Raw genomic sequence first — 12,792 nt, 5'->3', positions numbered from 1 at the left:
ATCAACGTAGTTCTAGCGGGCTTGGAGCTAGACTGACAAGTATGTCAGGAACGCGGCCAACGAGGGTAAACATGGATTCCTACGGCGTCACTTTCGCAATCATCGTGCTGGGCATGCTCTTCATCGGCACGGGTTTCACCAAGCGCGACACGCCGTTCGGCCTGTTCCTCATGTGGGTCGGGGTGATCTGCATGCTGGCCATCATCAGCTACCGCATCTATATCGCCACCCATTACTGAAGCGCCACCCGCGCCTGCAATGGCGGGCGCGGAGGTCCGCCGCTCAGTCGCGCGTCTCGCCCATGGCCCGGGCATAGCCGGACGGGGCGAAGCGCAGGGTCACCAGCAACATCGCCACCACGCTCGCCGCGAGCAGCAGCCAGGAGGCCTGGAAGCTGCCGGTGACGTCGCGCAGCCAGCCGGTCAGGTAGGGCACGATGCCGGTGATGATGAAGCCGATGCCTTGCACGAAGGCCGCCAGGCTTCCCGCCGCACGCGGCTCGTGGAGGTGGTCGAGGGTCAGGGTCAGGCTGAGGGCGAAGCAGGCGCCCAGGCCGTAGCCGATCAACGCCACCCACAGCGCCGCGTGCTGCAGCGGCATCAGCAGCAGGCCGCAGAAGCCGCCGAGCTGGACCAGCAGCGCGGCCAGCAGCCAGGGCCGGCGGTCGAGGCGGCGGCGAATCAGCAGCGGCACGCTGAGCGCGGCGAGCACCTGGAAGATGGTCATGATCCCGACCAGCCCGCCGCTGTCCTGGGCGCTCCAGCCGAGCTGGCGGTAGTACACCGGCAACCAGGCCACCATGCTGGTGTAGCCGCCGTTGATCAGCCCGAAATACACCGCCAGCAGCCAGCCACGGCGATTGCCGAAGAAGTGCCGGACCGGCCCCTCGCCAGCGCTCGGCAGCACCTCCCTTGGCCGCGCGAACATCCACAGCAGCAGCGCCAGCAGGGCCGGTACGGCCCAGGCGCCGAGGCCGGCCTGCCAGTTGGAGAAGTGTTCGGCGATCCGCGGGCTGAGCACCGCCGCGGTTCCGCCGCCGGCCATCAGCGAGGCCGAGTAGAGGCCCATCGCCGCCGGGACCCGCCTCGGGAACCAGCGCTTGACCACGCCCGGTACCAGCGCCTGGATGATCGCCACGCCGCTGCCGGCCAGCGCGGCGCTGGCGATCAGCGCCAGCCCGCTATCCAGTTCCAGGCGCCAGAGGCAGGCCGCGGCGATGGCCAGCAGTCCGCAGACGATGCCGCGGTGCTCGGCCAGCCAGCGCCCGAGCCAGGGCAGGAACAGCGCCACCAGGCCCATGCAGAGCACCGGCAACACCGTCAGCAGCGACGCGCCCTGGAAGCCGAGACCGGTGCCGGCGGTGATTTCCTCGAGCAGCGGGCCGATGCCGGTGAGGATCGGTCGCAGGTTGATGCCGAGGCAGAAGATCACCAGCAGGCCGACCCAACTGACCTCCGCCGCGCCGACGCCGCTGGCGGCCTGGCCGCCGGAAGGGATTCGCGCGCTCATGCCTGGCGTTGCCGCCATTGCCGGTACAGACCCTCTTCGCCGGCAGGACGCAGGGCGCGTAGCGGCAGGCTTTGCCGCTGTGGCGGGCGCGCCATCTCGGCGTAGAGCGTGGCCGTGGACAGGCCGAACGCTTCGCCGTCCTCGTTGGAATAGGCGAACCAGGCCGCCTGGATGCCGCAGAGATGCATGGCGGCCAGACACATCGGGCAGGGATGGCCGCTGGCGTAGATCACACAACCGTCCAGACGCGGGCTGCCGAGCGCCTGACTGGCCTGGCGGATCGCCTGCAGTTCGGCGTGGGCGCTGGGATCGTGGGTCTCGTGGATCTGGTTGACGCCGCGGGCCAGGACCCGCCCGTCGCGCACCAGCACGGCGCCGAACGGGCGGCCGCCGGCCTCGACGTTGGCGCGGGCGAGGGCGATGGCCTCGCGCATGAAGATTTCATCGGACATGTCTTTCTCCTTCGCTTTCATTGGGCGCCGGCGGCCAGCAGCAGCCGCTCGATCCCGCCCTGGCCGCGCTGGCGGGCGTGGGCCAGCGGGCTGACGCCGTCGGCATCGGCCAGGTTGACGTCGGCGCCGGCGTCGATCAGCAGGCGCACGATCTCCTGGTGGCGCGGACCACCGTCACTCAGCAGGATCGCCTCGAGCAGCCCGGTCCAGCCGAGCTTGTTGACATGGTTGGGATCGACCCCGGCTTGCAGCAGCGTCTTCACCACTTCCACATGGCCGCGTTCGCAGGCCGGGATCAGCGCGGTGCCGCCATAGCGGTTGGTACTCTTCAGGTCGGCGCCGTGGAGCAGGGTCAGGCGCAGGATTTCCAGGCGGCCCTCGGCGCCGGCCAGCAGATACGGGCTGTCGAGCCGGCTGTTCTGCCGGTTGACGTCGGCGCCGGCCTCGATCAACTGGCGCGCCACCGCCAGGTGGTCGTTGGCGGTGGCCAGCAGCAGCGGGGTGCTACCGTCGGCGCTGGGCGCGTCGACCTCGACCTTGCGTTCGAGCAGGCTGGCGACCTGCGCGGTATCGCCGCGACGCGCGGCTTCGAGCAATGCTCCGGCGTCGCTCGCGCCGGCGCCTCCGCTGAATGCTGCGCAGACCAGCATGGCTCCGCTCCTGCATAGATTGGCCAGGGACATGTCGATGGGCTCCGATAGGCGTTGGCGAAAAGTATGGCGTCGATGTCATGTATGCTGAAATTAAATGATGTAATGCCTTTCAGTGGGAGTGTGCATGCTCGATCTGGTCCTGCTCCGTACCTTCGTCAGCGTTGTCGACACCGGCAACTTCACCCGCGCCGGCGAACACCTGCACCTGACCCAGTCCACCGTCAGCCAGCAGGTCATCCGCCTCGAACAGAACCTCGGTTGCCGCCTGCTCGACCGCAGCCAGCGGCAGGTTTTGCCGACCGAGGAAGGCGAGCGTCTGCTTGGCTACGCGCGGCGCCTGCTGCGGCTCTCGGACGAGGCCAGCGAGGCCCTCAGCCCGGCCCATGGCGACGGCGTGCTGCGCCTCGGCGTGCCGGAAGACCTCGCCGGTGAAGTGCTGATGCCGGTGCTGACGCGCTTCACCGAAGAGCGTCCGCGACTGCGCCTGGAGGTCGAGAGCGGTCTCAGCCATCACCTGCTGCGCCTCTATCGCAGCGGCGAGCTGGACCTGCTGCTGGTCAAGCAGTGGGGGGCCGACAGCGACTGCCATGCACGCTGGGCCGAGCCGCTGGGCTGGTTCGGCAGCGCCGCGCGGCCGTTCGGCGAGGGTTCGCCGGAGGAGCCGGTGCCGCTGGTGGTGTTCCCGGTCGGCGCGCTGTATCGCCAGGAGATGATCCATGCCCTGGAGAGCATCGGGCGTCGCTGGCGCATCGGCTATTCCAGCGCCAGCCTGGCCAGCCTGGTGGCCGCGGTCGGCGCCGGACTGGGGGTCAGCCTGCTGCCGCTGGGCTGCGTCGGGCCCGAGCATCGCCTGCTTGGCGCGCAGTCCGGCTTCCCGCCCATCGCTGGCCTGGAGCTGGCGCTCTACGCGCGGCCCGAGCTGGACAGCGCCGGGCGCACCCTCCGCGACCGCCTGCGCGACCTCTGCGATGCACGCCTGGAAGGGTTGCAGGGCGAGCGCTGAGCGCTGTCTCCGGGCTATGATCCGGCTCCCTCAGCGAATGGACACGGAAGCCCGCCACATGTCCCGACCCACCCTGCAAGTCGACCTGCTGGTCGAGTCCTTCAATTACAAGGCCTGGTCCGACCGCCGCACCCTCGATGCCATCGCCCGGATCGACGCCGAGGCGTTCCCGGCCTCGCTGGCCTTCGCCTTGCAACAGCTCAATCACATGGCGATCGTCGAGGAACTGTTCAGGGCGCGCCTGCTGGGCGAGCCGGCGCCCCACCAACAGACCAACAGCGAGGTGGTGCCTGGCTACGACGTCCTGCGTCGCCGGCTGGAAGATTCGGCCGCCTGGTTCGCCGGCTATGTCGCCGAGCTGCCGCTGGAGCGTCGCGGCGAATGGCTGCGCTTCCGCTTCGCCGATGGCCGCGACGGCGGCATGACGCGCCAGGAGATCCTCTTCCATATCGTCAACCATGGCACCTACCATCGCGGCGCCATCGGTCATGCCCTCGACCTGGCGGGCGCGCCCCGGCCGGCGGATACCTACACCCTGTATATCCACTCCGCGCAGCCGGAGCGGCGGGAATAGCCCGCGGCAATGGCCGCCGAGCCTCTACGCCATCGCCGAGAAACGACGTGGGGCTCGACCGAGCCCCCGCGCTGCGCATAAAAAAGCCCCGCGACCAGGAGCTGCAATCGCGGGGCTGGAGTGGCCGATTTCCATCGGCCGGGGGATAGCCGGTTCAGGCGCTGGGTTGCCAGCCACCGCCGAGGGAGCGGTAGATCGCCACGATGCCGCGGTACAGCTCGACCTCGGCCTGGGCCTGGGCATCTTCGGCGGAGAGTTGCTCGCGTTCGGCGTCCAGCAGCACCAGGAAATCGGTGGTGCCTTCGCGGTAGCGGATCGCCGCCTGTTGCGCGGCGGCGCGGCTGGCTTCCGACTGGCGGACCAGCGAGACCAGGCGCTCCTGGCGCTTGCCATAGTCGCTGAAGGCATTCGCCGATTCTTCCAGGGCCAGCAGCACCTGCTGTTCGTAGCTGGCCAGCGCGGCGTCGGCGTCGGCCTTGGCGCCTCGCAGGCGGGCACGCACGCTGCCGAGGTCGAAGGCGGCCCAACTGATGCTCGGGCCGACGCTCCAGGCGCGGGCGGCGCTTGAGCCGATCTGCGAGCCCCGCCCGGCGGTGAAGCCGAGGAAGCCGCTGAGGCTGACCCGCGGGAACAGGTCGGCGGTGGCCACGCCGACGTCGGCGGTGCTGGCGGCCAGGCGCCGTTCGGCGGCGCGGATGTCCGGCCGGCGGCGCAGCAGTTCGCCGGGATCGCCGATCGGCAGGGCCTTGGTGATCGCCGGCAGGTCGCGCGGCGAAAGGTCCACTGTCAACTCTTCCGGCCGTTGGCCGAGGAGGGTGGCGATACGGTGCCTGGCGCGCTCGGCTTCCGCCTGCAGTTGCGGCACGCTGGCGGCGGTGGCCGCCAGGCGCGCATCGGCGCGCAGTACGTCGAGTTCGGCACCGACCCCGGCGTCGCGCAGTTGCTCGGTGAGCTGGCGCGACTCCTTCTGGTTCTCCAGGTTGCTCAGGGCAATCTTCTCGCGCAGTTGCGCGCCGCGCAGCTGGCCGTAGGCGTCCACCAGCTCGGCGATCAGGCTGACCTGCAGTTGCTGCAGGTCGGCCTCGGCTGCTTCGCTGAGGGCGTCGCTGGACTCCAGCTGACGGCGGATGCGCCCGAACAGGTCAAGCTCCCAGGCGCTATCCAGGCCAAGGTCGTAGCGCTCGCTGTTGACCCGGTCCTCGGTCACTCCCGGTTGCTGGCCCTTGCCGATGTCGGCGCTGGCGCGGCTGGTGACCACCGGGAAGCGATCGTTGGCCACGTCGTCGCGCAGGGCGCGGGCGGCGCGCAGGCGGGCGAAGGCCACGCGCAGGTCGCGGTTGCCGCTCAGCGACTGTTCGACCAACTGGTTCAGGGTCGGATCGTCGAACTGTTTCCACCACAGGCTTTCGAAGCGGCTGCGGTCGTAGGGCTTGCTCGCCGTGGCGTCGATCTTCGCCGCCGCGGTGTCGGGGGTCCGGTAGTCCGGACCCACCGTGCAGGCGCTGAGCGCCAGCAGACTGAACAGACCCAGGGCGGACGCGAGCCCGCTCCGGATCGACTGCGCGTGAATCATGCATGCACCTCTGGCAGGCCTTTGTCGTTGGCGGCGCGGCGCGCTTCGCGGTTCTCCACGAAGCGGCGGATGAGGACGTAGAACACCGGCGTCAGCAGCAGGCCGAAGAAGGTCACCCCGATCATCCCGGAGAACACCGCCACGCCCATCGCATGGCGCATCTCGGCGCCGGCGCCGGTGGAGATCACCAGCGGCACCACGCCCATGATGAAGGCGATGGACGTCATCAGGATCGGCCGCAGGCGCAGGCGGCAGGCTTCCAGCACCGCGGCGACGCGGTCCATGCCTTCCTCCTGCTTGTCCTTGGCGAACTCGACGATCAGGATCGCGTTCTTGCACGCCAGCCCCACCAGAACGATCAGGCCGATCTGGGTAAAGATGTTGTTGTCGCTGCCGGCCAGGATCACCCCGGTGATCGCCGACAGCAGGGTCATCGGCACGATCAGGATCACCGCCAGCGGCAGGCTCCAGCTCTCGTACTGGGCGGCCAGCACGAGGAAGGCCAGCAGCACGCAGAGCGGGAAGACGAACAGCGCGGTATTGCCGGCGAGGATCTGCTGGTAGGTCAGCTCGGTCCACTCGTAGGTCATGCCGTTGGGCAGTTCCTCCTTCAGCAGCTTCTCGATCGCCGCCTGCGCCTGGCCGGAGCTGTAGCCCGCGGCCGGGGCGCCGTTGAGTTCGGCGGTGATGAAGCCGTTGTAGTGCATCACACGGTCCGGACCGGAGGTGTCGCTGACCTTGATGAAGGACGCCAGCGGGACCATCTCGCCGAGGTTGTTGCGCACCTTCAGCTGGCCGATCTGCTCGGGTTCGAGGCGGAACTGCTGCTCGGCCTGGACGTTGACCTGATAGGTACGGCCGAAGCGGTTGAAGTCGTTCGCGTACAGCGAGCCGAGGTAGACCTGCAGGGTGTCGAAGATGTCGCTGATCGCCACGCCGTGGGTCTTGGCCTTCTCGCGGTCGATGTCGGCGTCGATCTGCGGCACGTTGACCTGGTAGCTGGAGAACACCGAGCTGGGTTCCAGCTCAGGCAGCGCACGGGCCTTGGTGATGATGTTCTGGGTCTGCTTGAACAGCTCCTCGTAGCCCTGGTTGCCACGGTCCTCGATCTGCAGGCGGAAGCCGCCGATGGTCCCCAGCCCCTGTACCGGCGGCGGCGGGAAGATCGCGATGTAGGCGTCCTGGATGTCGGCGTACTTGGCGTTCAGCGCGGCGGCGATGGCACCGGCCGACTGGCTCGGGTCCTTGCGCTCGTCGAACGGCTTCAGCGGGGTGAACACGATGCCGCTGTTCGGGCTGTTGGTGAAGCCGTTGATCGACAGGCCGGGGAAGGCCACCGAGTCCGCCACGCCGGGCTGCGCCAGGGCGATCTCGGACATCTGCTTGATCACCGCCTCGGTACGGTCCAGGCTGGCCGCGTCGGGCAACTGGGCGAAGGCCACCAGGTACTGCTTGTCCTGCTGCGGGACGAAACCGGTCGGCGTGCTGGAGAAGCCGAAGTAGGTCAGCACCATCAGCCCGCCGTAGACCAGCAGGGCGATCGAGCTGCCGCGCAGGACCCGGTTCACCGTGCCGACGTAGCCATGGCTGGCGCGGTCGAAGAAACGGTTGAACGGACGGAACAGCCAACTGCCGAGGAGCTTGTCGAGGAACACCGAGAAGCGGTCCTTCGGCTCGTGGTGGCCCTTGAGCAGGACCGCCGCCAGCGCTGGCGACAGGGTCAGCGAGTTGAACGCCGAGATCACCGTGGAGATCGCGATGGTCAGGGCGAACTGGCGGTAGAACTGCCCGGTGAGGCCGGAGATGAACGCGGTCGGGATGAACACCGCGCAGAGCACCAGCGCCGTGGCGATGATCGGCCCGGTCACTTCGCGCATGGCACGCTTGGTGGCTTCCACCGGCTTGAGGCCGAGGCCGATGTTGCGCTCGACGTTCTCCACCACCACGATGGCGTCGTCCACCACGATGCCGATGGCCAGCACCAGGCCGAACAGCGACAGCGCGTTGAGCGAGAAGCCGAGCATGTGCATCACCGCGAAGGTGCCGATCAGCGACACCGGCACCGCGGCCAGCGGGATGATCGAGGCGCGCCAGGTCTGCAGGAACAGGATCACCACCAGCACCACCAGCACCAGGGCTTCGAACAGGGTGTGCACCACCGCCTCGATGGAGCCGCGGACGAAGATGGTCGGGTCGTAGACGATGGAGTAGTCCATGCCCTGCGGGAAGCTGTGCTTCAGCTCGGCCATCTTCTCCCGCACCAGGTTGGAGATCTCGATGGCGTTCGAGCCGGGACGCTGGAAGATCGGGATCGCCACCGCCGGCTTGTTGTTCAGCAGCGAACGCAGGGCGTACTGGTTGGAGCCCAGCTCGACCCGGGCGATGTCGCGCAGACGGGTGATCTCGCCGTTGGCGCCGGCGCGGATGATGATGTTCTCGAACTCTTCCTCGGTGACCAGGCGACCCTGGGTGTTGATCGACAACTGGAAGCTGGTGTCGCTCGGCGCCGGCGGCGCGCCCAGGGTGCCGGCGGCGACCTGGCGGTTCTGCTCGCGGATGGCGTTGACCACGTCGGTGGCGGTGAGGTTGCGCGAGGCGACCTTGTTCGGATCCAGCCAGACGCGCAGCGAATAGTCACCGAGGCCGAACAACTGGACGTCGCCGACGCCGTCGAGGCGGGCCAGTTCGTCCTTCACGTTGAGCACCGCGTAGTTCGACAGGTAGAGCATGTCGTAGCGGTTATCCGGCGAGGTCAGGTGCACGACCATGGTCAGGTCGGGCGAGGCCTTGTCGACGGTGATGCCGAGCCGGGTCACTTCTTCCGGGAGCTTCGGCTCGGTCCGGGTGACGCGGTTCTGCACCTGCACCTGGGCGTTGTCCAGGTCGGTGCCGAGGGCGAAGGTGATGGTCAGGGTCAGCTTGCCGTCGGAGGTCGACTGGGAGGACATGTAGAGCATGTTCTCCACCCCGGTGATCGCCTGTTCAAGGGGAGAGGCGACGGTCTCGCCGATGACTTTCGGGTTGGCGCCGGGGAAGTTGGCGCGGACCACGACGGTCGGCGGCACCACTTCCGGGTATTCGCTGATGGGTAGCTGGAACAGGGAGATGGCGCCGCCAATCAGGATCAGCAGCGACAGCACCGCGGCGAAGATCGGCCGCTGGATGAAGAATTGGGAGAAATTCATCGGTTCTTCCTATCGCCGCGCTCAGCCGCGCGGCTCGTTGCGAGTGGCGTTGTCCTTGGACGCCGCCACCTTCGGTGGTTCGCTGTCGCCGACCGACTGCCGCAGGCGCGCGAGGGTGGCCAGGGTGTCGGCGCTGGCCATCTCGACCTTCTGCGGATCCACCTGCATGCCCGGGCGGACCCGCTGCAGGCCATTCACGACGATCCGGTCGCCCTTGCTCAGGCCGCTGCGGACGATGCGCAGGCCCTCCAGCTTCGGTCCCATCTCGACGGTGCGGTAGACGGTCTTGTTGTCGCCATCCAGGACCAGCACGAACTTCTTGCCCAGGTCGGTGCCGACCGCTTCGTCCTTGATCAGGGTGGCGGCGTAGGTCTTGCTGCCGACCAGCTTCAGGCGCACGTAGAGGCCCGGGGTGAACTCGCCCTTGGCGTTGTCGAACACGGCGCGGCCGCGGATGGTGCCGGTACGCGGGTTGACCTGGTTGTCGAGGAAGTCCAGCCGGCCCAGGTGCGGGTTGCCGTCCTCGCTGCTCAGGCCGAGGTAGACCGGGCTCTCGCTGCGCGTGTCGCGACCGGCCTGGCGGGCCAGCTCGACGTACTTGAGGAACACGCGTTCGTCGGCGTCGAAGTAGGCGTAGACCTTGTCGGTGCTGACCAGGGTGGTGAGCAGGGTTTCCCCGGAGTTGACCAGGTTGCCGGCGGTGACCTCGGCGCGGCTGACGCGACCGTCGATCGGCGCGGTGATCCGGGTGAAGCTCAGGTTCAGGCGCGCCGCGTCCAGTTGCGCCTGGGTCGCGGCGACCGCCGCCTTGGCTTCCTGGGCGGCGGTGGTGCGGGCGTCGGCGAGTTCCGCGGAGATCGCGTTGCTGGCGCGCAGGCGTTCGCCGCGCTGGGCTTCGTTGACGCTCCGCGCCTGGGCCGCGCGGGCCTGTTGCAGCTGGGCTTCGAGGCGCTTGACCTCGGCCTCGAACGGGCGCGGGTCGATCTGGAACAGCAGGTCGCCTTTCTTCACCAGTGCGCCTTCATGGAAGGCCACGCGGTCGATGTAGCCCGACACCCGCGGGCGCAGCTCCACCGACTCCGGGGCCTCCAGGCGGCCGGTGAATTCGTCCCACTCGTTCAGCGGTTGTTCGATGACTTCGGCGACGCTGACCTTGGGCGCCGCCATGCCTTGGGTGGTTTCCGGGGCCTTGCCGCAGGCGCTCAGGACCAGTACGGCCGCGAGTGCGAGGGGGTAGCGCCAGGAGAAGTGGGATGACTGTTCCATGCTTGACTCCGCCAGTCGGTTTTTCGGGATTGGCGAAGTCTGCGGGCTGCTCCGGCAGGGAACTAATCGAACGACGAGATTTTGATTATCACGAACAGTGATACATGGTTTTTCGTTTTCTGTAACAGTCGATGGTTATGGACAGTGCTTTCGATGGAATAAGCCGCACACCCGCGGCGCGCGATCGATTTTCCCGTTGCGACGCCTCGTGCGGGTAGCTGCCGGAGGGCTCAGAGACTGTCCGGATCGCCGATGAACATGCTGATCCGCGAGCGCAGCCAGCGTTCGGCCGGATCGTTGTCCTGGGCGCCGCGCCAAGCCATCGACAGTTCGAAGGCCCGGGTCTCGAACGGTGGGTCCTCGGCGCGTAGGCCGCCGGCGGCGATCAGCGCCTGGGCGGCGTAGTCGGGCACGGTGGCGATGATGTCGGTGCCGGCCAGGAGGGTGCCGAGGCCGTTGAACTGCGGCACCGCCAGGACCACCTTGCGCTTGCGGCCGAATTTCTCCAGTTCCTCGTCGACGAAGCCGCTGAGGTCGCCGGCGAAGGACACCAGCGCGTGCGGTCGCGCGCAGTAGTCGTCGAGGGTCAGTTGGCCGGGCGCGGAGTCGGCGCGGAGGATCTTCGGCTTGCTGCGGCGCACGGTCTTGCGCTTGGCGTTGGCCGGCAGTTCGTCGGTGTAGCTGACGCCCACCGAGATCTCCCCCGAGGCCAGCAGGTTCGGCATCAATAGATAGTTGGCGCGGCGCACGACGAGGACGATCCCCGGCGCCTCCGCGCGCAGGCGGCGGAGCAGGGGCGGCAACAGGCCGAACTCGACGTCGTCGGAAAGGCCGATGCGGAACACCGCGGTGCTGGTCGCCGGATCGAACTCGCTGGCGCGGCTCATGGCGGTGGAGATGGAGTCCAGCGCCGGCGACAGGTGGGCGAAGATTTCCTGGGCTCGCGCGGTGGGCTCCATGCTGCGTCCGGTACGGACGAACAGCGGGTCGTCGAACAGCGTGCGCAGGCGCGACAGCGCGGCGCTGATGGCCGGCTGGCCGAGGAACAGTTTCTCTGCGGCGCGGGTCACGCTGCGTTCGTGCATCAGAGTCTCGAACACGATCAGCAGGTTCAGATCGACGCGGCGCAGGTCGTTTCGGTTCATGGCGTTCCTCGTTTCCAGGGGCTAGAGGCTGCAACCGCGGGGGCTCGCCGTCAAGCCTTGCGTGCGAGACGGGGCGGGGCCTGGCGAGGTGCCGGAGGGGCATAGGATCACTGACAGGCATAGCCATTATCAATAACGACGGGTGGTTTTGTCAGGCATGGGCGGATACAGTCACAACCCATGAGGTTATTCACCCCGTGATGCACTGCAGAGGTTTGCGATGTCCCGAGTGATCCGTTTTCATCAGTTTGGCCCGCCAGAGGTCCTCAAATGCGAAGAGCTGCCGACCCCGGCGCCGGCCGCAGGGGAAGTCCTGGTGCGTGTCCAGGCGATCGGCGTGAGCTGGAAGGATGTGCTCTGGCGTCAGAACCTGGCCCCGGAGCAGGCTGCGCTGCCGTCCGGTCTCGGCTTCGAACTGGCCGGCGAGGTGCTGGCGGTCGGCGCCGGCGTCGGCGACCTGCCGCTGGGTTCCCGCGTGGCCAGTTTCCCCGCCCATACCCCCGATCATTATCCGGCCTATGGCGACGTGGTGCTGATGCCACGCGCGGCCCTGGCGGTCTACCCCGAGGTACTCACCCCGGTGGAGGCCAGCGTCTACTACACCGGCCTGCTGGTGGCCTATTTCGGCCTGGTCGACCTGGCCGGGTTGAAGGCCGGGCAGACCGTGCTGATCACCGAGGCGGCGCGCATGTACGGACCGGTCTCGATCCAGTTGGCCAAGGCTCTCGGCGCGCGGGTGATCGCTTCCACCAAGTCCGCCGAGGAGCGCGAGTTCCTCCGCGAGCAGGGCGCCGACAAGGTGGTGGTGACCGACGAGCAGGACCTGGTCCTGGAAGTCGAGCGCTTCACCGAGGGCAAGGGCGTCAATGTCATCCTCGACGAATTGGGCGGCCCGCAGATGACCCTGCTCGGCGATGTCTCCGCCACCCGCGGCAAGCTGGTGCTGTATGGCTGCAACGGCGGCAACGAGTCGGCGTTCCCGGCCTGCGCTGCGTTCAAGAAGCACCTGCAGTTCTACCGCCACTGCCTGATGGATTTCACCGGTCATCCGGAGATGGGCCTGGAACGCAACGACGAGTCGGTGAGCAAGGCCCTCGCGCACATCGAGCAACTGACCCGCGATCGCCTGCTCAAGCCGGTGGTCGACCGGGTATTCGAGTTCGACCAGGTGGTCGAGGCGCACCGCTACATGGAAACCTGTCCGAAGCGCGGCCGGGTGGTGATCCACGTCGCCGATTGAGGACGACCCGCAGCGAAAGAGCCCGGCCATCGAGCCGGGCTTTTTCGTGGGGGACAGAGGTCTCTGGGTTCTGGTCGCCAGCGCGTTAGGAGAGCAAAGGGACAGTTCGACTCTTCTTGAAAATATCTGTAATCCGGCTTCAGATCATTTGAAGCCCCAAGCGACCGAGGCTGGCCGCCAGTCGCAGGCGCG

Annotated in this window: 11 protein-coding genes; 4 read left to right on the top strand and 7 right to left on the bottom strand. The window is 67.8% G+C overall.

Annotated elements, in window-relative coordinates; all coding sequences use genetic code 11:
- Positions 1–71: 71 nt before the first annotated feature.
- Positions 72–239: a hypothetical protein gene (locus tag HMPREF3014_RS12675; RefSeq protein ID WP_003089849.1), complete on the top strand. Its 168-nt coding sequence runs from the start codon at positions 72–74 to the stop codon at positions 237–239.
- A 43-nt stretch (positions 240–282) separates the two neighbouring features.
- Here HMPREF3014_RS12675 and HMPREF3014_RS12670 read toward each other — a convergent pair whose 3' ends face one another.
- Genes HMPREF3014_RS12670 through HMPREF3014_RS12660 form a run of 3 tightly spaced genes read right to left on the bottom strand, consistent with a single transcriptional unit; the run spans position 283 to position 2,611 of the window.
- A complete protein-coding gene (locus HMPREF3014_RS12670; protein ID WP_009876530.1) occupies positions 283–1,509 on the bottom strand; it encodes a CynX/NimT family MFS transporter in 1,227 nt (408 codons plus the stop codon).
- Complete coding sequence (locus HMPREF3014_RS12665) at positions 1,506–1,961, bottom strand: nucleoside deaminase (RefSeq protein ID WP_003116873.1); 456 nt, start codon at positions 1,959–1,961, stop codon at positions 1,506–1,508. The genes HMPREF3014_RS12670 and HMPREF3014_RS12665 overlap by 4 nt, the downstream gene beginning before the upstream one ends.
- Positions 1,962–1,978: 17 nt before the next feature.
- Complete coding sequence (locus HMPREF3014_RS12660) at positions 1,979–2,611, bottom strand: ankyrin repeat domain-containing protein (RefSeq protein ID WP_003109549.1); 633 nt, start codon at positions 2,609–2,611, stop codon at positions 1,979–1,981.
- Between the two features lie 127 nt (positions 2,612–2,738).
- Here HMPREF3014_RS12660 and HMPREF3014_RS12655 point away from each other — a divergent pair, with 127 nt between their 5' ends.
- The gene (locus HMPREF3014_RS12655; protein ID WP_003116874.1) at positions 2,739–3,617 is read left to right on the top strand and encodes a LysR substrate-binding domain-containing protein; all 879 of its coding nucleotides are present in this window, start codon (positions 2,739–2,741) and stop codon (positions 3,615–3,617) included.
- A 58-nt stretch (positions 3,618–3,675) separates the two neighbouring features.
- Complete coding sequence (locus HMPREF3014_RS12650; RefSeq protein WP_003089838.1) at positions 3,676–4,191, top strand: DinB family protein; 516 nt, start codon at positions 3,676–3,678, stop codon at positions 4,189–4,191.
- 154 nt (positions 4,192–4,345) lie between these two features.
- Here the strand turns inward: HMPREF3014_RS12650 and oprN are convergent, their stop codons facing one another.
- The 4 genes from oprN to mexT form a co-directional block, all read right to left on the bottom strand.
- Positions 4,346–5,764 carry a multidrug efflux RND transporter outer membrane subunit OprN gene (oprN, locus tag HMPREF3014_RS12645; RefSeq protein WP_003113303.1) on the bottom strand — a complete coding sequence of 473 codons (1,419 nt, stop codon included), beginning with the start codon at positions 5,762–5,764 and terminating at the stop codon, positions 4,346–4,348.
- A complete protein-coding gene (gene mexF, locus HMPREF3014_RS12640; RefSeq protein WP_003089834.1) occupies positions 5,761–8,949 on the bottom strand; it encodes a multidrug efflux RND transporter permease subunit MexF in 3,189 nt (1,062 codons plus the stop codon). The genes oprN and mexF overlap by 4 nt, the downstream gene beginning before the upstream one ends.
- A gap of 21 nt (positions 8,950–8,970) precedes the next feature.
- Complete coding sequence (gene mexE / locus HMPREF3014_RS12635; protein WP_003103549.1) at positions 8,971–10,215, bottom strand: multidrug efflux RND transporter periplasmic adaptor subunit MexE; 1,245 nt, start codon at positions 10,213–10,215, stop codon at positions 8,971–8,973.
- A 230-nt stretch (positions 10,216–10,445) separates the two neighbouring features.
- On the bottom strand, positions 10,446–11,360 hold the full coding sequence (gene mexT / locus HMPREF3014_RS12630) for a multidrug efflux system transcriptional regulator MexT (protein ID WP_003089829.1): 915 nt from the start codon (positions 11,358–11,360) through the stop codon (positions 10,446–10,448).
- 220 nt (positions 11,361–11,580) lie between these two features.
- Between mexT and mexS the strand changes: the two genes are divergently transcribed.
- Positions 11,581–12,600, top strand: a complete 1,020-nt coding sequence (mexS, locus tag HMPREF3014_RS12625) for an oxidoreductase MexS (protein ID WP_003103552.1) — start codon at positions 11,581–11,583, stop codon at positions 12,598–12,600.
- Positions 12,601–12,792 lie beyond the last annotated feature (192 nt).

The sequence above is a fragment of the Pseudomonas sp. HMSC065H01 genome (assembly GCF_001815235.1).
Taxonomy (GTDB): Bacteria; Pseudomonadota; Gammaproteobacteria; order Pseudomonadales; family Pseudomonadaceae; genus Pseudomonas; species Pseudomonas aeruginosa.
The sequence above is the reverse complement of the archived record's forward strand: the minus strand, read 5'-3'. Positions and strand labels throughout refer to the sequence as shown.

What these genes read in the sequence shown, in the direction of transcription:
- HMPREF3014_RS12675 (WP_003089849.1), top strand. Translation starts at nt 72, where the DNA reads ATGGATTCCTACGGCGTCACTTTCGCAATCATCGTGCTGGGCATGCTC.
- HMPREF3014_RS12670 (WP_009876530.1), bottom strand. Translation starts at nt 1,509, where the DNA reads ATGAGCGCGCGAATCCCTTCCGGCGGCCAGGCCGCCAGCGGCGTCGGC.
- HMPREF3014_RS12665 (WP_003116873.1), bottom strand. Translation starts at nt 1,961, where the DNA reads ATGTCCGATGAAATCTTCATGCGCGAGGCCATCGCCCTCGCCCGCGCC.
- HMPREF3014_RS12660 (WP_003109549.1), bottom strand. Translation starts at nt 2,611, where the DNA reads ATGCTGGTCTGCGCAGCATTCAGCGGAGGCGCCGGCGCGAGCGACGCC.
- HMPREF3014_RS12655 (WP_003116874.1), top strand. Translation starts at nt 2,739, where the DNA reads ATGCTCGATCTGGTCCTGCTCCGTACCTTCGTCAGCGTTGTCGACACC.
- HMPREF3014_RS12650 (WP_003089838.1), top strand. Translation starts at nt 3,676, where the DNA reads ATGTCCCGACCCACCCTGCAAGTCGACCTGCTGGTCGAGTCCTTCAAT.
- oprN (WP_003113303.1), bottom strand. Translation starts at nt 5,764, where the DNA reads ATGATTCACGCGCAGTCGATCCGGAGCGGGCTCGCGTCCGCCCTGGGT.
- mexF (WP_003089834.1), bottom strand. Translation starts at nt 8,949, where the DNA reads ATGAATTTCTCCCAATTCTTCATCCAGCGGCCGATCTTCGCCGCGGTG.
- mexE (WP_003103549.1), bottom strand. Translation starts at nt 10,215, where the DNA reads ATGGAACAGTCATCCCACTTCTCCTGGCGCTACCCCCTCGCACTCGCG.
- mexT (WP_003089829.1), bottom strand. Translation starts at nt 11,360, where the DNA reads ATGAACCGAAACGACCTGCGCCGCGTCGATCTGAACCTGCTGATCGTG.
- mexS (WP_003103552.1), top strand. Translation starts at nt 11,581, where the DNA reads ATGTCCCGAGTGATCCGTTTTCATCAGTTTGGCCCGCCAGAGGTCCTC.